18 protein-coding genes are annotated in these 18,616 nt (G+C 30.9%); 5 read left to right on the forward strand and 13 right to left on the reverse strand.

Going from position 1 to position 18,616, the window contains the following annotated elements; translation table 4 throughout:
* Window positions 1–212: 212 nt before the first annotated feature.
* From ABWU82_RS01075 to gmk, 6 genes are read right to left on the reverse strand one after another with little or no spacing between them, the layout of a single operon-like run.
* Window positions 213–587, reverse strand: a complete 375-nt coding sequence (locus tag ABWU82_RS01075) for a hypothetical protein (RefSeq protein WP_353289662.1) — start codon at window positions 585–587, stop codon at window positions 213–215.
* Complete coding sequence (gene rsgA, locus ABWU82_RS01080; protein WP_353289663.1) at window positions 587–1,465, reverse strand: ribosome small subunit-dependent GTPase A; 879 nt, start codon at window positions 1,463–1,465, stop codon at window positions 587–589. The genes ABWU82_RS01075 and rsgA overlap by 1 nt, the downstream gene beginning before the upstream one ends.
* Window positions 1,452–2,633: a serine/threonine-protein kinase gene (locus ABWU82_RS01085; protein WP_353289664.1), complete on the reverse strand. Its 1,182-nt coding sequence runs from the start codon at window positions 2,631–2,633 to the stop codon at window positions 1,452–1,454. Before ABWU82_RS01085 ends, rsgA begins: the two co-directional genes overlap by 14 nt.
* Window positions 2,626–3,366: a PP2C family protein-serine/threonine phosphatase gene (locus ABWU82_RS01090; RefSeq protein WP_353289665.1), complete on the reverse strand. Its 741-nt coding sequence runs from the start codon at window positions 3,364–3,366 to the stop codon at window positions 2,626–2,628. Before ABWU82_RS01090 ends, ABWU82_RS01085 begins: the two co-directional genes overlap by 8 nt.
* Complete coding sequence (rlmN, locus tag ABWU82_RS01095; RefSeq protein ID WP_353289666.1) at window positions 3,350–4,405, reverse strand: dual-specificity RNA methyltransferase RlmN; 1,056 nt, start codon at window positions 4,403–4,405, stop codon at window positions 3,350–3,352. Before rlmN ends, ABWU82_RS01090 begins: the two co-directional genes overlap by 17 nt.
* A gap of 30 nt (window positions 4,406–4,435) precedes the next feature.
* The gene (gene gmk / locus ABWU82_RS01100; RefSeq protein ID WP_353289667.1) at window positions 4,436–5,011 is read right to left on the reverse strand and encodes a guanylate kinase; all 576 of its coding nucleotides are present in this window, start codon (window positions 5,009–5,011) and stop codon (window positions 4,436–4,438) included.
* 154 nt (window positions 5,012–5,165) lie between these two features.
* Here gmk and def point away from each other — a divergent pair, with 154 nt between their 5' ends.
* Both def and ABWU82_RS01110 read left to right on the forward strand, forming a co-directional pair.
* Window positions 5,166–5,705: a peptide deformylase gene (gene def, locus ABWU82_RS01105; RefSeq protein WP_353289668.1), complete on the forward strand. Its 540-nt coding sequence runs from the start codon at window positions 5,166–5,168 to the stop codon at window positions 5,703–5,705.
* A 69-nt stretch (window positions 5,706–5,774) separates the two neighbouring features.
* A complete protein-coding gene (locus ABWU82_RS01110; protein WP_353289669.1) occupies window positions 5,775–6,524 on the forward strand; it encodes a hypothetical protein in 750 nt (249 codons plus the stop codon).
* 28 nt (window positions 6,525–6,552) lie between these two features.
* On the opposite strand, the gene ABWU82_RS01115 is transcribed toward ABWU82_RS01110, so the two are convergent.
* From ABWU82_RS01115 to ABWU82_RS01130, 4 genes are all read right to left on the reverse strand, one after another.
* A complete protein-coding gene (locus ABWU82_RS01115; protein ID WP_353289670.1) occupies window positions 6,553–8,652 on the reverse strand; it encodes an AAA family ATPase in 2,100 nt (699 codons plus the stop codon).
* 139 nt (window positions 8,653–8,791) lie between these two features.
* The gene (locus ABWU82_RS01120; protein WP_353289671.1) at window positions 8,792–10,861 is read right to left on the reverse strand and encodes an AAA family ATPase; all 2,070 of its coding nucleotides are present in this window, start codon (window positions 10,859–10,861) and stop codon (window positions 8,792–8,794) included.
* A gap of 128 nt (window positions 10,862–10,989) precedes the next feature.
* The gene (locus ABWU82_RS01125; RefSeq protein ID WP_353289672.1) at window positions 10,990–11,937 is read right to left on the reverse strand and encodes a hypothetical protein; all 948 of its coding nucleotides are present in this window, start codon (window positions 11,935–11,937) and stop codon (window positions 10,990–10,992) included.
* A 230-nt stretch (window positions 11,938–12,167) separates the two neighbouring features.
* A complete protein-coding gene (locus ABWU82_RS01130) occupies window positions 12,168–13,532 on the reverse strand; it encodes a leucyl aminopeptidase (protein WP_353289673.1) in 1,365 nt (454 codons plus the stop codon).
* Window positions 13,533–13,626: 94 nt separating this feature from the next.
* Here ABWU82_RS01130 and ABWU82_RS01135 point away from each other — a divergent pair, with 94 nt between their 5' ends.
* The 3 genes from ABWU82_RS01135 to ABWU82_RS01145 all read left to right on the forward strand — a co-directional run bounded on the left by ABWU82_RS01135 (window position 13,627) and on the right by ABWU82_RS01145 (window position 15,223).
* Entirely contained in the window at window positions 13,627–14,127 is a 501-nt protein-coding gene (locus ABWU82_RS01135; protein ID WP_353289674.1) for a dUTP diphosphatase, read from the forward strand.
* Between the two features lie 142 nt (window positions 14,128–14,269).
* Window positions 14,270–14,809, forward strand: a complete 540-nt coding sequence (locus ABWU82_RS01140) for a M48 metallopeptidase family protein (RefSeq protein WP_353289675.1) — start codon at window positions 14,270–14,272, stop codon at window positions 14,807–14,809.
* 72 nt (window positions 14,810–14,881) lie between these two features.
* Window positions 14,882–15,223, forward strand: coding sequence for a hypothetical protein (locus ABWU82_RS01145; protein ID WP_353289676.1), 342 nt, complete (start codon window positions 14,882–14,884; stop codon window positions 15,221–15,223).
* Between the two features lie 764 nt (window positions 15,224–15,987).
* Here the strand turns inward: ABWU82_RS01145 and ABWU82_RS01150 are convergent.
* From ABWU82_RS01150 to ABWU82_RS01160, 3 genes are all read right to left on the reverse strand, one after another.
* The gene (locus ABWU82_RS01150) at window positions 15,988–16,659 is read right to left on the reverse strand and encodes a ribulose-phosphate 3-epimerase (protein WP_353289677.1); all 672 of its coding nucleotides are present in this window, start codon (window positions 16,657–16,659) and stop codon (window positions 15,988–15,990) included.
* 60 nt (window positions 16,660–16,719) lie between these two features.
* Window positions 16,720–17,613: a Cof-type HAD-IIB family hydrolase gene (locus tag ABWU82_RS01155; RefSeq protein WP_353289678.1), complete on the reverse strand. Its 894-nt coding sequence runs from the start codon at window positions 17,611–17,613 to the stop codon at window positions 16,720–16,722.
* 110 nt (window positions 17,614–17,723) lie between these two features.
* Window positions 17,724–18,614: an urease accessory protein UreD gene (locus ABWU82_RS01160; RefSeq protein ID WP_353289679.1), complete on the reverse strand. Its 891-nt coding sequence runs from the start codon at window positions 18,612–18,614 to the stop codon at window positions 17,724–17,726.
* Between the last annotated feature and the right edge of the window lie 2 nt (window positions 18,615–18,616).

An 18,616-nucleotide genomic window follows, 5' to 3' on the forward strand; every position in this document is an offset into this window, starting at 1 on the left:
ACCTCTTAGAGTTTTTGTATATAAAGTTCTATAATTAACGACTTGAAATTTTAATAATTTCTTTGTCATTATTAAAAGTCTAAGCGTCCCAATTAAAAGTAAAAACTTTTACAACTCAGAATTGTATTAATATGTTTATTTCCTCATGAAACAAGCAAGTCTTATTAATACATTTTAAATATACTACTTTATCAACACATAAAACCAACAAATTATATAAAATCGTTATTTTTATTGCTTTTTATCATTTCATTTGCTAAAATTTTCAATTTTTTCAAATTTATTAGACTCAATCAAAAGATGAAAGCACCTAAAATTAAATGTACTCAACCCTTAAATTTCAACTCAAATTCTTTTTCGATAAAACTAATTTTGATTGACATTATTGTCATTAACGCAAAATTTACTATTAAAAATAGTAAACTAATGCCTAAAAAGATAAACCCAATAACAGTATAAGGTTTAGTGTGGTGTTGATGGATTGCTAGCAATACTATCATAACGATAGAACTCATAATAGTAAAAAACGAAATGGCACATTGCCATTTGTTTATTACTATTAGTTGCTTAAAACTAATATTTTTCACTATTTAATCTCTTTCATCAACCTTAAATAGTCGTCGTAGCGTAACTGTGAAATTTTAGTATCTATAACCGCTTGTTTAATAGCACATTGTGGTTCATTTAGATGTAAACAGTTAGAAAACTTACATTGACAGCTAATTTCTCTAAAATCATGGAACGAATACGCCAATTGTTCTTTAGTTAAGTTCACTTCTAGACTAGAAAAACCCGGTGTGTCAATTAAATAACCGTTTTGGTATTGCACAATACCAACGTTAGTGGTTGTATGTTTACCACGGTTTAGCGCTTTAGAAATTTCTTGTGTTCTTAAAGCTAAATTAGCATCAATCCGGTTTAAAAGTGTAGACTTGCCTACCCCAGAGTTACCGGCTAAACATACAGTTTTAGAACTTAAGTCAGTTTTTAAATCCAAGAAGTCTGACTCTTGCGACAAATCGTAAATAGTATAACCATCGTGACGATACATCGCAATAATATCTCTTACTTGCTGTTTTTCTGTTTCACTTAATAAATCAATTTTACTTAAAGCAATTTTTACTGTGCCGATTCTAGATTCAAAGAAGGCTAAATATTTGTTAAGTAAAAATAAATTAAGATCAGGTTCTTTGACCGACTGAATCAGAATTACTTCGTCTACATTAGCCACTTTTGGACGAATTAATGAATTGTCCCGTTCTAAAATTTCTGAAATAACAAACTCCGTATCATTAACTGCTGTTAATTTTACATAGTCGCCTACCATGGGTTTGTATTCCATTTTATCGTGCCGAAAAATTCCTTTCGCTTTAGCTTTAATAAAGCTATCTTGACTAGCTACATAAATGTTAGCTAAACCACCGATATAGCTAAAAATTCTACCTGTTAATTTATCTTGTTGCATATATTACCGCCATTACAATTAATAAGATTACTAATAAAACGCTAATAATAGAAAAACCAATCATAGTTTTTTTATTAAAGAATTTATCGGGTTTTAATGTAGATAATTCTTCAATCATCGTTGCCGACTCTAAACGACGTTCTCTTAATGGTGCAATTAGTTGCGTTTTTTTAATAACTTCTACATTAAGACATTTTTTTAATTCTTGTTCTAGCTCTTCATCAGTTGTATATCTATATTTTAAATTATCACTTCTTGATGCAGTGCAACGATAAATAATATTGTCAATCGTGACTGGGACATCTTTTCTTAAATTAGACACTAACGGCACGTCAAACTGTTGTCATAATTTTATCTTGTTTGCGTCCGTTATTTTAGGGTTTGCCAGCTGTTCAAAAGGTAGTTTACCCGTTAACATTTGGTACATAATTACTCCTACAGGATGTAAATCTAGTTGAATCGTAACAATCTGATGGAATTTTTTTAGCATTTCCGAGTTTCCGACTGCCACACCCTGTCTAATTTTGGAATTCAATTTTAACAAATCTGAAGAAGTGTATTGAGGAGAACAGAAAATTTCTCCTTCTTCTGTCAGTGGTTGAATATCATCGTACATTGTCGAAATTCCAAAATCAATTAAAGTTAATTTTAATTTATCGTCGACAATAATATTTTGAGGTTTAATGTCCCGGTGAATCATTTGATGTTGACCATAAGAAGTATGCATTAGTTTTAAAGCTGTGACCAACTGGCCCATTAGTAAAACAGTTTCTTCTACTGTAAAAATTTTGCCATTCCGAATTTGTTCATCTAACGATTCGCCAGAAACTTTTTCTAAAACCAAATATAAGAAATTGTCATCAATATAATAATCATAAATGCTTACGATATGACGATCGTTGTAAGCGTGGTTTTGAAATAAGCGCAATTCATCAAACGCTTTTTGGTCATCTAGTTTTTTCGATTCCTGATTCTCTAATTTAATAATTTTGACAATTTTAGATACTGAAGGTGATTCATCTAACGAATGACCGTTATTATCCAGAACTGGTAAAACCTCAAAAATTGATGAGAGACCTCCGTCTCTTCATCAATTTGTAATTTTGTATTTATTTAAAAGAATTTTGTTAATTACGCTGGCTTTTTCTGCATAATTCAATTTAGCCACGGTATCAAACTCCTACTGAAGCATCATCATTGGTCTCGTTTAAAACAGCTAGACTAATGATTTTTTCACACATTTCTACAGGATTTAATTTAAATAAATCGTAATAACTTAAATCGATAAACTTATACACTCCATCAGAACAAACCACTACAATTTCTTCGGGTTTTAATGGATGTACTTTGTAGTCGAATCAAATTTTTTTGGGACTATCAGCAGACACATAATTCACTAAAGATGCCATTTGACGAGCGTCCACATTTAAGTTACTCATACTTTTACCTGTACGTTTTAAATAATTGTACAGGTTTTGGGGCACGGTTAACGTTTCTCGACTAGCTTTATTGTACACATAAGCCATTGAATCGCCAAGATTAAACACGTGCAGTTCTTCACCATCTACCACAGTCAAACATAAGGTGGTCGCCATTTCTTTTAGATCTGGTCTTTTAACCACGTAAGCTTGTAATTCTACTTTTACTGTTTTGAGTGTATCTAAAAATCAAGTTTCTCAATTTAAAGAAACATCTTTGTTTAAAAAAGCTTTATAAAAATGAGCAGTGGTGATTTGAGAAGCGATTTCTCCTCCAGGATAACCACCCACGCCATCACAAACAATTATGAAACCTAAAGGTTTGTGTTCATCAAAATATGCGACCACACTGTCTTGGTTGACTTCGTGTTTTGGTCCCGCTTTAGATAAAATTGCGTAATTGTTTTTAGAGAATTCCTTCATTTTTCGCCCTTAATTGACCGCAAGCAGCGTCAATGTTTGAACCTTTTTCTTGACGTGTCGTAACAGTAATACCGTGTTTTGTTAGAGTATCGGCAAACTCTTTGACTCTTGTACTTCTTTGGAAGTCATTTTCTCTTACAGGGTTATACGGAATTAAGTTAACGTAACATAACATACCTTTTAATCTTTCTGCTAATTCTAAGGCGTGTTCTTTAGAATCATTAATTCCTCTTAACATAATGTATTCAAAAGTAATTCTTCTCTTAGTTTTGTCTACATATTTTTGTGCAGCTTCTAATACTTTATCAAAGTTAAATGCTTTGTTGATTGGCATAATTTGGTTTCTAACTTCATTATTAGAAGCGTGTAAAGAAATAGCTAAACCCACTTGTGGCATTTCTTCAATTCATCTATCAAACTTGTTAACAATTCCACAAGTGGAAACGGTAATTTTTCTAGCCCCAATTTGTAAACCGTTATCATCGTTCACAATCCGAATGAATTGTACTACGTTATCAAAGTTGTCTAAAGGTTCACCAATCCCCATTACAACGATGTTACCTACTCTTTCACCAGGTTTGTGTTCGTCTAGATATTTTTGTACAGTGTAAATTTCTTGTACAATTTCTGATGCGTGTAAGTCTCTTTTTTTCTTCAATAAACCAGACGCACAGAATTTACATCCCATGTTGCAACCCACTTGAGTTGTAACACATACTGAATAACCATAATCAAATTTCATTAACACAGTTTCAATCTTGTAACCGTCAGATAATTCAAATAAGAATTTTGTTGTTTCATCAATAGGGTCCACTTGTTTGATCACTTCTTTCAAAGTACCAAAGTAGAAATTTTCCTTTAAAAAGGCTAAGTTAGTTTTAGAAATGTTGCTCATTTCGTCGAATGAGTTTACTCTTTTCTTATAAATTCAGTCAAACAATTGTTTTGCTAAATATGGTTTTAAATTGTTTTCTACTGCAATTTGTTTTAAATCTTCGAGTGTGTATCCTAAGATATTTTTCTTGTTTGTTTGATTCATGTTATTCATCCCTCATTAATATTTTTTACTTTATAAACTGTGGGTGTTGTTCCGAATAATTTCCTTAATTTCAGCAACTACTCTGTCAACTTCATCGTTCACCACAATGTTTTGGTAGTGTTTTTGTACTTCAAGTTCTTCACAAGCACGTTTAACTCTTGTGTTAATTACGTCTTCTGTTTCACTACCACGTTTTAATAATCTTTGTTTCAACTCTTCAATTGAAGGTGGAACAATAAAAATTGATAGAAGTTCTTCTGGTTTAAACATTTTCAAAATGTTTAAAGCCCCAACAACTTCAATCTCTAAAACCACGTTTTTTCCTTGGCTAATTTGTTCTTGTAATACTTTTTTTGGCGTACCGTATTTGTTATTGCAAAAAACCGCTCATTCAATTAGTTCATTATTTTGAATGGCTTGGTCAAATTCTTGTTCATTCACAAAGTAATAGTCAACCCCATTCACTTCACCAGGTCTCATATTTCTTGTTGTCATTGAAATTGAATAAGACAAATTTAAAGATTTATCTGCCATTACTTGGTCGAGGATGGTTTTCTTACCAACACCAGACGGACCACTAATAATGACTATTTTCCCGTTTTTCATTTTTTCCTCATTCATCGCAAAATGTTTTTATTATTATAATAAATAATAGCGATTATTAATGGTTGTCTTAATTAATAATCTGGAAAGATAAAAGAAAGAGGTTTTTCTTATTAAAAAATATAATCCCTATACTAACAATAGTCTAAGTCCAACTATGGACTGAATCGTAACTGATGACGATGCACGTATTAGAACTCAATGTGCAGACTTAGAGTTTCCAATCACTAAAGAAGACAGAGTGGAAATGGAAAAAATGGTAAGCTACATCGACAACTGCTACTACGGCAAAGATGAAAAATACCACATCAGAGCTGGCGTAGCTATCGCTGCAATCCAAATCGGTTACTTAAAGAGAGTGACATACTTACACTTTGATGATGAACACAACGTGGAAAGACACTGATTTTTAGCTAACCCAACAATCGTTGAAACTTCATACGACAAACAATACTTACACGGTGGTGAAGGTTGTTTATCTGTTCCTGAAGATCATGAAGGCATTGTTCCAAGAGCTTCAAGAATTAAAGTTGAAGCATATGATTTATTAAATAACCGTCCAATTAAAATTGAAGCCGAAGGTTATGCTGCAATTGTGTTACAACACGAAATCGATCATTTATCTGGTAAGTTGTACTACGATAGAATTAACGTGTTTAACCCACAATTTGCAGACGAAAATTGAAAGAAAATTTAATTTATCCAATTAAATCGTCTGAGCAACCAGACGATTTTTTTATTTCTTACCTACCCTTTGGAACCAGTTATGAACTATTCAAAAGTAAAAACTCGCAACGACAACCTTTGACGTGAACAAAGAATTTATATCGTTGGTATTAGTCTTGTATCTTTTTTGGCATTTGGTTTTGCTGTTGCTGTCACGACCCTAATTAGTTTAAATAATAATTTTTTTGTAAACCTAAGAACTAGTTTTTGAACTTCTAGTCCCTACCAAGCCACCGTTGGGTGTTGCTTAACTATTATTTTCTTGTACTGAATCAGCGGTTTAATCGCCGTTATTACTCCCGTGAGAGTACACCACCTGTACTGAATTTTAAAGATTATCTCATGAATTCCTTTGTGTTTTATCGCTAACTGAATTGTTTGTTTAATCTTAATCTTCTTGTACAAGAAAAATTCAGATTTAACCACTTTAAAAAATAAAGTTTTTTTAAAGAAAGCTAACGAACGTTTAACCGTTTGAAACGTGGGCTTGCTAGTTGTAGCCGTCTTAATGGTTATTCTGGCTTTATGCGGCGAATACTACTTTGCTAGAAGATTCACTAGAGGCAATTATGTTTGGTTATTAAACTTCTTGTTTTATGCCATTTTACCTTGAACTTGTAGCGTAGCTATCAATATCACTTTTTATTTAATGATGAGTGAATTGAACGTCAAAAGAAAATGATGATACTTCATCTTCTTAATGACTTGTGGTATTGTCAGTAGTTTATATGTTTACCAAAAAATTAGTTTATCACTGACTAAATTCTCATTTATTGATAAAAAAATCTAAACCTTCGGGTTTAGATTTTTCTTGTCTACTAATCATTAAAAACTAATTCTTTAAATTTATAGTTTGCTAGTTTATCTAATAATTTAAATAATTTTATTTTTGTTGAATCGCTTATAGATAGATTCTTATTTACCTCTTCGTGAGTCAAGATTCTTTTGAACGTATATACATGACTAACATCTTTGTTTCACTTCGTTTTGCCTTTTTCATCTTGTACGATAAGTTCAAACTTATCTGCATCTTCTTTAGCAATTAAACTTTCGATCGTAATTACTTGATCATCTTCCATGATTTCTGCTAAAGTTTTAATTTCGATTTGTCCAGGCGCTTCTACTGATTCAAACCGTAAACCAGGATTATCAGCATCTACTAAGAATAAACAACGCTTTTCTTCGTATTCGTTACAAATTTCTTGATAAATTTGTTTAGCTTCCGTTTTATTCAAGCCCACCCCGTTAATTGGTAAGAAAATTAACTGGTTGTATTTTTTTAATTCTGTTGAAGTTTTATTCGGATCATTTAAGGCAAGCGTTTTAACGGCTGTTAAATATAAATAATCACTTAAACCTTCTACAAACACGTAGTGTGGCACATTCGTCTTTAGTAAAGAGGCAGGGAAGCATTCTAAAGCCGAAATTGCTCCATGTAAAGTGTTACTACCATGATGATTAATTTCATCGTAATTAAAGTTGTTGTACACTTTCACATTGTCTCTTTTTTTATCTAAAATTCTTAGTTCTTCTAAATGGTCGCAATCTACTCAGTAAGGGTTATGGGTAGTAACCAAGATTACTACTTGATTTTTAATAGCAAATTCTTTTACCATATCTCTTAATTTAGCAATGGCGGAAGGGCATAAGTTATTCGCTGGTTCATCCATCAAAATAATGCTGTCAGGTTCTAAATGACCTTTGTTAATTAATAATTGGAAATATAAATTAAAGAATCACTTGAAACCAGTGGATTGTTGGTCGTAAGGAAGCGGAATAATTTTTTGTGATTCAGCATCTTCATCCGCTCTTTCTTTGAAGATTTCTAACGTTAACCCACTCATATCGATGTCTACTTCAAAAGTATATAAATAATCTTTTTCGGTAAACAAACGGTTAAATTCATCTGAAATTTGTTTTAAGTTTGCGTTTAATTTATCTTTTCAGAATTTTTTCGCTTCTAAAAATTTCTCTTTGTTTAGTTTGTCAGGTTTTACGCCACAGAATTCTAAAATATTTCTAAACAACCAGTTATCTTTATCACCATATTTATAAATAAAATGTTTTTTAGAAATATCTTTGTCTTCATATTTAAAAATATTAATAGGATAACTTCTTTGTCACATAAAGTGCGCTTTATTGCTCTTATATACCTTATCTAAGATTTCAATGATCTTGTAAATCTTAGAGGCATACTGTAAGTTTTGATTATCAAATAAATCTTTAAAGCTTACACGGAAGTTGACATCATCTTTATGTTCTACTAAATATTCTGGGACGTCGTTAATGTTTAATTTTTCATAACGTGTACTTCTCAAGACTCTATCCGTGTCTCTTTCAGCTCACACCACTGAATTAAAGACTTCATAAAGTTCTACCACGTTTTTGACAGTCATTTTATGTGCAACTAAACTTCTAATTTTGTCAAAATAGTTTTTTAAAGAATATGTTGCAAAAGTTTCTGTTCCACTTAATCATTTAAAGTTGCTCAAGAATAATTTATCTTGTTCCAATTCTTTAGTTTTTAAAAATAACTGGTCTAAAATGATTGTGAAATATTCTTCTAATCTTTCAAAGTCATCTGTGTATTTGTCTTTGTAATAATATCTTTTGGTACTTTTTAATTTTTCCGCATCGTTAATTAAACTAAGTTTAATTTCGTCGTTATTTTCCTCGCCAAATTTTTCTAAATAGTATGGTTCATCAGTCGGTTCAACATATAAGTTATTATCTGTACCTAAAATGCATAAAGCGTCTAATAAGTTGCTTTTGCCACAGTTATTTGGTCCAATTAAAATGACTAAATCACCAGAGGTTTGTGCAAACTCTAAATTTCTATCTAAAATTAACGACGCTGGTTTATCATCTGGCTCAATTGCAATATTCCGGAAATTTTTTACTTCAAATTTTACTCCCATAGTTATCCTTTCTCGTCTATTTATGTTTTAATTTCCTCAAAAATAATATGTTAATTTTATGAAAAGTTCAATCAATTCCCAACAAAAAACCACAATTCTAACTATTAAAGTTAAAATCGTGGTTTCAAGAACAAATCTATTAAGCTAACTTAATGAATAACTCAGTTAAGTTTTTTATAGTTTCGTTAGAAATTTTATAATCTTCGTTTTCATTATTAAGAATTAGCTGACGTTTAAATGGATAAACTATATCCATTTTTTTAATGTTTTTGCCGTTAGAATCCTTTGTTAATAAATTAAATTTATCAATATCCGATTCGTCAATTAAATCCTCTATTTCGATAATATTTTTATTATCTAATAAATCAGTTATAGTGAAAACTTTAATTTTATCTTTTTCCTCTTGCTTTTTTAGTGTTCTTCCAGGGTCATCTCCATCAACTAAAAATAAGCAATCATTATATTCGTATTCTTCACAAATTTTTTCATAAATGTCTTTAGAAACATTTTCATCTTTACCAGCGCCATTAATAGGAATAAAAATTAATCTTTCATATTTTTTTAATTCTTTTTTAGATTTATCACTATTTTGTTGTAAAAAATATCTTTTAATTCCTGTTAAATATAAATAATCAGTAACACCTTCGACAAAAACATACTTAGGGCTACAATTGCACTTAGTTAGTGCATTAGGTAAACATTTTAAAGAATTTAACGTTCCCTTCAGTGTGTTGCTTCCGTGACAATTAATTTCCCCATAATTGAAATTATTATAAATTTTTGAAATGTCACCTTGTTTATCCACTATTCTTAGCTCTTCTAAAAAATCAGGATCAACTAAGTAAGCATTGTGCGTTGTAATTAAAATAGTAACATTATATTGCAACGCAATTTTTTTCAACATTTCTCTTAATTCTATTGCACCAGACATACATATATTTGTCGCAGGTTCGTCGATTAATATAATATCTCCAGGTTGAGTCATTTTAGGTATGTTAATTAAAAAAATGAAATATAAATTAAAAAATCACTTAAAACCATCCGATTGTCAAGTATAAGGACAAGGGATAATATCTTGTTGTTCTTCTTTATCATTAACTTTTTCTTTATTAATTTCAAAGCTTATACTATCATTTGCATGGCAAATATCAAATTTATAATAATAATCTTTTTCTTTAAATAACGAATTAAACGAGTCAGATAACTCTTTAATTGGTCTCTTTAATTCACTCATTAAATACATTTTATTTGAAGAACTTAAAATATATTTAGACGTTAATTTAGGATTCTTTCTTTCTAAAAAATTAAAAATTGAATTAAACAAAATATTATTTTCATTACCTAATTTATAAGTAAAATGTTGATCTATAAAATTTACATTGTAATACTTATAAACATATGGCACTAGTTCTGGAGATTTGAAAGAACAATGTTTTGGAAAATATTCAATACAGCGAATTAATGTTTTTTCTATATCTAAAATAATTTCTTTATATTTTGATAAGTTATTTTTAAATAAAGAAGAAAATTTAATTTCATTACCATCATTATCAATAACTAAGTCGTTTATTTTTATGTGTTTTTCAGCTTCTTTTAATTTTTCGTCTCTTACAGTAACAAATCTTGTTTTCTTTGAATCTAACCAAGCAATAGAATCGAAAATAGTGCCAATTGTTGATATTGATACATTACTTAATTCTCCAGAAATTAATGTATTCATAAGTATAAACAATTGTTCCAAATAAAGATCACTTGCAGTGTTTTTTTCTTCAAATAAGTATTTAAAATTTTTAAAATAAAATCTATTTTTAGATATTTTTTCTTTATCTATAAATTCATTACTAATAAGTCTTTTTATGTTGTTTTGAATACTTAATCATTCTGAATCTAAATCGTTACATTTACGAGTCATTTCTATGTAATATAAATCATCACTTCTTAATGACAACTGAACTAAATCATTTTCAGAAAAATTATTTAGACAATAAGGTTCATCAGATTTGCGTATACATTTTTCTGGAGTATTTGTTCCCATTTTAAGTAAGGCATCTAAAATATTTGATTTACCTGAATTATTTGAGCCGATTAAAATCACTAAATCGCCCATTTTTCTTTCGGAATCTAAACTTCTATCTAATATTAAATTTGCTGATTTTTTAGTACCAACAGAAATATTTCTATAATTTTGAAGTTCTAATTTCACACTCATCTTTTTTTCACCTATATAAATATTATTTTTACAAACAAAAAGCACCCCTTTAAGAGATGCTTTTACATTTAATTTATATTAACAAATAATTTAATTATTTGTTAAATACTTTATCAAAAGATTTTTAATTATTTTGTTGCAAAGCCAGTGATTGCTAATTGGAATGTTGATAATCCCATAGTGTCGCCTGAACCTACAGAGACATTAGCAAAGATTGTTCCAGTTTTTTCGTTTCAAGTTAATGTTGGTTGGTATAAACCAAAAGTAGCTTTTGTAATCTTAGAATCTACTTTAGTAATTGCTTTAGTTCATGCACCTTCGTTGGCTTTTAAGTAAGCAACAAAGTCAGCATTTAATTTACTGTAGTCGTTTTTTACTACTGCTGATGCAGTATCTGCAGAGATATCTTTAAATGACGCTACTGCTTTTGAATCGCTTAACATAATTGATTTAATACTTGATTCAATTGTTCTTGCAGTTGTATCGTTTAAAGCTTTAGCAGCTTTTTCTTTAGTTTTTAAAGTTGTAGTTGCTGCAGCTGAAACTGCGTTAGTAGTTTTATTGAAACCGTTGATTTGGATAGCTTTTTTAGATGTAGCCATGTTGCTACCTGATCCTCAAGTTACTTTAATAGTAATTGATGAAGCACTGTAAGTTGCGTTAGCAAAGTCTAAACCTAATTTACCACCAGTAATTCAGTTAATTGATTTAGTTGCAGCTTGTTCTTCTCAAGATGCATTGTTTTTTAAGAATGTTTGAACAGCTTTTACTAAGTTAGCTTGGTTAGATTTTTGAGTTACTGTTGGTTCTTTACCAGTTGTAAAGAATGCTGTAGATGCGTCTGCATTAATTAAAGCGTTTACGTTAGCGATGTCTTGGCCTTCACCGTTGAATTGAGCTAATGACATTGTACCGTGGTTAGATAAGAAATTAGCTGTACTGTTTGCTTCTGATTGGTTAGTTGTTTGAGATAGTGAACTACATGAAACAGCAGCCACACTAATACCAGCAGCTAATGCTGCCCCACCGACTAGTCCTAAACTAATCTTTAAAAATTTATTTAATTGGAACTTCATATTTTTTTCCTTTTTCATTATTTAACTCTAAACATTATACTAATAGAAATCAAAAAATAATCATCGTGTTGCAGGAATAAATTTAGATTTTTTTGCGTGTATTTTCTTAAATAATTTCACTATGTTCGAGACAAAAAAACAAGATGAAGGTTCACTTCTAAATTTGTGAACAGATTCATCTTGTTGATGTGATTATTGTTAATTAATAATTAATGATAGTTTTAGACTAATTATTTGTTTTTAGCCATGTTGTAGAATGTTGACACCATAACACCAGTACCTGTATGGCCTTTGTCACCAGTACCAGCAATGTCAAAGTGACCGTATGGCATGTCTTCTGTAAATTCTTTTAAGAACATTGCAGCTCTTGAAGAACCACCTCTAATATCTGAAACTGAGTTTGCGATATTAGCGTATTTAGATTTTAATAAGTCTTTGAAGTCGTGGTGGAATGGTAATCTTCAGATTAATTCACCAGCTTCTTGAGCAGCTGTAGCTGATTCACTTCATAATTCTTCAGTTGAAGCTCATACCCCTGTATAAGTTTCACCTAAACAGTAAATCATTGCCCCTGTTAATGTTGCAACGTCAACTACTTGGCTAACTTTTAAGTCTCTAATAGCGTAAGTAATTGCGTCAGCTAAGATTAATCTACCTTCAGCATCAGTGTTGTCAATTTCAACAGAGATACCGTTGTAGCTTACAACTACGTCGTCAGGACGTTGTGCATTGCTGTCCATTAAGTTTAATACTAATGGCATTACAGCAACAGCGTTAACTTTAACTTCGTTTTTAGCTAAAGCGTGGATTGTTGAACCAACGATAGCAGCACCTGACATATCGTATTTCATTCATCTCATGTGAGGACCAGGTTTTACGTTTGATCCACCAGTATCGAAGCAAACACCCTTACCAACAAAACCTAAGTTTTGACTTTGGTCTTCTGGATTACCGTGGTATTCAACGATCATTAATCTTGGTTGATCAGCTTCAACGTTAGCAGCTTGGCCAACACCAACTAATAAGTTTAAGCCTTTTTCTTCTAATTCTTTTCTTTCAAGAACTTTGATAGTTACATTTTTAATACCAGCAAAGTGTTCTTTCATTTCTTCAACAAATTTACCAGGCACCATTAAGTTAGATGGCATATCTTGTAATTTTCTTGCGAAAGTTCTATCTTCAGCAACAACTAAGGCTTCTTCAGCTAATTTAGCTAATTTTTCGTCTTTAATTAATACATTGTGTTGAGGTTTAGCTTTACAATTTGTGTCAGCACTTCATGGAGTTACTGATCCATATTCAACAGCTGATACTAAGATACTTACTAATGAGTTTCAGTCTTCTTTAGCAACAACGCTTGTAAATGAATCAAGATCAATTGCGAATGCATGTTTAGATTGTTTAGCAATAAATTCTGAAACAGCTCTGAAGAATTCATCACCGTTTAATTTTTCTTCCATAACAATGTTGTAAGATTTCATTTCATGGTTGAAAATGCTGTAAGCTGAAGTTTCGTCTTCAAATTCAGCAATATTGTGGTTTTTAGAAACAGCTTTTAAAACATAATTTTGTTTAATTTCACCGTTAATTAACATTTTTATAACCTCTTTCTCTAAATACAATATTTAATATTGTTAAGTATAATTATAACAACTTTTACAGAGATAAATTATTGTCAGGAGTTTAATAATGATTTTAAATATAAAAAGATTTTCTGATGTTCAAAAAGTTTTAGACAAAAAAATCTTTGAAACACAACATCTTAGCAGAGCTCAAGTGTTACCACAAGCTCAACTTTGTATCATGATCGAATTAATGGAGTTATGTAACGAAACTCGTTGTTTTAATTACTGATCTAAAAAAGTGAGAGGTACAGATGATGATATTTTAGAAGAATTCGCCGATGTTACTTGCTTTACTTTATCAGCTATCGAACAATACCACTTTGATGAATTAGAACTAGCTGATAACATTACTGCTGAATCTAAATTGCAATTAACAAACCGTTTCTTGGAACTAACTCAGTTATACGCTAAACTAGATGACAGCCAAGCTGAAACTTACAAAATCTTTACTATTAGATTATTTGAATTAGGCTTAGCGTTAGGCTATAACTTAGACCAAATTTTTGAAAGTTACATGAAAAAAATTGAAAAGAATCATAAAGTCCAAGAATCTTTCAAAAACTAAAACCGAATTCTCGCTAGAATTAGGTGGCAACCAATATCACATTCAGTGATCTAAAAATTGGAACGCCAAAAAAGTGATTTTAAGATATATATCCAACTTTAATTTTAAAATCACCACTCCCAACTATTACACTTTGGCACAAGTGGTTGAGTTATGCGAACAAGAACTTGTACAGTTTAAAAATAAAATGCAAAACTTACAACAAAGTTTTTCTTATTTAAACTTTAACCAAAGGCAATGTTGTAGTGCTGGTGTCCCTATTGTTTTTAGTCAAGATTTACATATAAATATAGATTGAAACCAGATTGATGTAGATTTAGAGTATCGTAAGCAACTACACAAAATTTTAGCCAATTACTTATTAAGCAATAACCAATATTATTTCATGAACCGTTTAACTTATTGGTTTAACCTTATGCAACCAGATTTAAACCGTTCAGAGTTGCCTAAGGTGCAATTCAAGTGAGTCTCTAGTAAATGAGGTTCATACAGTAAATCTAAACATTTGTTGTGCTTCAATATCAAATTATTGGCTTTTCCTGTTGCTTATTGGGACTACATCATTATTCACGAACTAGTTCATTTAGTGCACTATAATCACGGGACGGGTTTTTATTCATTATTAACAAAATATTGTCCTAATTATTTAGCATTTAAAAAAAACTTAGTTTGTTTAGTTTAAAATATACATAGATATTGAAAGTGGACGCAACGCAGTCCAGCAATAAACTTCCCAAATAAAAGGATAAATAATATGGCTCGTAAATTCGCAATCGAATTAGAAGATTCAGTTTTTGAAGAACTAAAAAAATCTTACATGGAAGCTAAGAAAATGAACATGAACGCTGAGTTCACATTCGAAGAATTCTTATCAGAATTATTAAAATCTTACGCTGATACTAAAAAACAAATGGACGCTATGGGCGATTCATTCAAGAACATGATGAACAGCTTTGGCGGCGCTGGTGGTTTAGAAGAAATGCTAAACAACATGATGAAAGGTGCTCAAGCATCAAGTTCTGAAACAAATAAAGATACAGCTAAAGAAAAAGAAACTTCAGCTGAAGACAAAACAGAAAAACACTACAAATCTTAATTACAACACCTTTATCTGTTAAAACAGGTAAAGGTTTTTTCGTGGATATTCATTTTCAAGGTATATTTCATAAATATATTTACGAGCGAAACTGTCTGTTCCGAAAAAAAGTTTTTCTATATTTTACATTTATCTTACATTTATCTTTTAATTTTATATTTATTACAGTATTATTTTATTAAGGGAAAAAGGGTCTAGGATAGCACCGGTTTCCCCCTACATTGGTTTTCCTTTCTTTTTTTCCACCAATGTAATGTTGTCAAGAAGTATCTAACGAGCTCTTTTTTGCGTATTATCTCATTAGTTTCACTTCTTACCCTTTTAATACTTATATAAAATATTTTTTACATAAACTAGAAGACATTCACACATTCTTCTCAAATTTTGACTAGACCGTCTCTTTTTTATTAATCCTGCTTTCTAACCTTTGTTTTTATAGTCGTTTACGAAGGTTAAACCTTTCTTTTTTACTCGTGCAGGTTTTCTAGTCATACAGTCTTCTAGTACATTCATTTATAAAGTCTCTAATATTTGAACTCCTTTCGTAAAATATAAGTTTCTTTCATATATAACCAATTTTCATTGTTATATTTTTTGTTATTCCTTTTTTGAATTTTTAATAAGTTAAAACAACATAAGTAGTAGCTATCCGTACTCATCACGCTAACCTCAAAATACGCGAGGTTGTGATGGGTATTTTTACGCCTCTGAGGAGGTAAAGAAAAACCTAGTGAGAGATTTTAGTCTCACTAGGTTTTTTATTTTTATGCTAGTTGGTCGAACCAACTTTTAATTGCTGGTAGCTCGTCTAAATGTTTAGCTAAAAAACTACCGGCAACAACTAAATCAGTATGGTGGTGAACTAGAGGGATCGTATCATGATTCATACCACCATCAATTTGAATTAATAAATCTGGGCGGTGATTTAAACGATAGTTGTATAATTCATCTACCGTTTTAAGTGTACTATCGATAAAGGCTTGTCCGCCCCGTCCAGGAAAAACGCCCATCACCAACACAAAGTCTACTGTAGTTAAATAAGGTTCTATATCTGCCATGCTAAAGTTGGGGTTAATTGCAATCCCAGCTTTAATTTTTTGGCTCTGGATTTTGTGTAGTCCTTGTATTACTTCGGCTTTATTAGTTAAAACATCAAAATGAAATGCAATACTTCTCGTTTGATTCGAAAAATAATGTTCCATTACCGTTAAAGGATCACAAACCATCAAGTGCACGTCGGCTACTAAACCATGATTGTGTTGTAAGAAATATTGGAAATCTTGTTCATTAAAAGCGGTATTGCCCACATAACGAGGATCCATTACATCAAAATGAATGGTATCAATGCCGCTATCTGTAAATAAACCAAAATCACGGTTTCAGTTTTCTATCGGAAAGGATAGTAAACTTGGAGCTAAAATGTTGTTGTTTTTCATAATTATTAATTAATTTTCTTCGTTTAGTAAGTAAATTGTGGTTGTTGAGTGTTATCTAAGTTAATGTTTGTCAACTGTATCGTCAGCATTAACAGTTTCTTTAAAGAAAGAACCATCAGCAATAGAGTATAAACATTCAGCAATCGCATCAGAGTTGTTGTCACCAATTACGTGTTTAAACATTGCTTTGATAGATTCTTCTGCGTTACCCATTACAATCCCGTGACCCACATTTTGTAACATTAAAATATCGTTGCCTGAATCACCGAAAGCGAATGTGTTTTCGTTACTGATGCCTAATTTTCTTTGAACATATTGAATCCCGTTTCACTTAGAAATACCAGCTGGATCAGCATCAATGTACACGTCTAATACGTTACTGATTTGCGTTAAGTTCATTGCTTCTAAAGAACTTACTTCTGGATAAATTTGTCTAATTACGCTACCTTCCGCTTTAATACCCGCGTGGATAATCGGTTTTTCTAAATCGAACTGAATTTTTGCTGGATCTGCAAAGTTATAAATGATTGGTCCTACCCTAAAGAAATTAGGGTCTTTAATATCTTCGTTTTGGTCGTCACCAAAGTAATAATATTTAATAGAACCGTCTTCAAAGTAGAAGTTTAATTGTCTTTTATGTTCTAATGCTTTTTCGTAGAATAATTGCACTACAGTTCTTGGCAACGGTAATCCTAGTGTAGTTAATTTTTCACTTTGAATATCTCATACATAACTTCCGTTTGCTAAAACCAAGTAATCTTCTAGGTCTAACATTTTAGCAAAATCTAAAATGCCTTCACTTAAAGCTCTCCCAGTCGCAATACAGAAAATAAAATCTTGTTCTTTTAAAGTTTTAATCGCTTGAATAGTTGATGGATTAAAAACTTTTTTACTGTTCAATAGTGTTCCATCCATATCGAAGAACACAAGTTTTTTGTTGTTGTTTGAAGCCATATTTATCTCTCTTTCATATTAGCTTAGATATATGTATTTATTGTAATGAAATATTAAAACGAAGAAACAAAAAATCACCCCATACTGGGATGATTTTTCTGTTTATTTATCTAACATTTTCTTAAATCAAGGTTTTCTAGCCCTAAGATTTTATCTCTTAAGTAGTTGTGAATCAACATTAAAATTCTTTGGATTTCGTAAGTTTCGTTCGCTAGGACTCTGACTCCAACACCAGTACTAATGAAGTTAGAGATACCTAATTCGTGATCAATATCAGAACATTGTTCTTTTACTAATGTTCTTAATTCTTCAGCTAAATCCTCAGTAATTTTTGGACTGATGTAGAACGCAGTTCCACAACGGTCATAACCATCCATAACCCCAAATTTTGAAGGGTCATTACTTTTTGGTTCGAAGTCCAAGTTATCAAATAAAGCTAGTCTGCCATCAATATACAATTTTGTATTTAACAACATTTCTGTATATTCATATTTTCCCCCGTTTTGAGCGTATCCTGGTGAGAATACTTCAGAGTAGAAGAAAGTTGATGTACTTCTTAGATTAAATACGTTGTATTGTAAATATTCTGCAGTTGGATAAAGAATAACAGAGTCATTGATGAATTCCATTGTAGAATTTTCACCAATTTCCACATTTACTCAGTAGAAAGAAGGTACCCCTTTTTCTTTAACTTTGTAAATTTTAGCTGCTGATTGTGATGTAAAGATACCGTGCGTGTTATCTTTTACAATGATATCAGTTCTGAACTTTTCACCACCAATAAAACCACCACCCATATGTAGTAAGTGGAATAACGGTGTTGGGTCATCCTTTTTCAAGTATAACGCTTTTGAAGTTCTTGAAAGTTCTGTATATCTAATGTCAGAGCTTGTGTAAGGTTCGTTTGTTAGTTTCTTATAACGTTTTTCAATTTCAATGCCGATATAGCCTTCAAATTCTCTTTGAGCTTTAGCGACATCTCATAGTTTTAATGGAGTCATAA

Source organism: Ureaplasma ceti (genome assembly GCF_040369755.1).
GTDB classification, from domain to species: Bacteria; Bacillota_I; Bacilli_A; order Mycoplasmatales; family Mycoplasmoidaceae; genus Ureaplasma; species Ureaplasma ceti.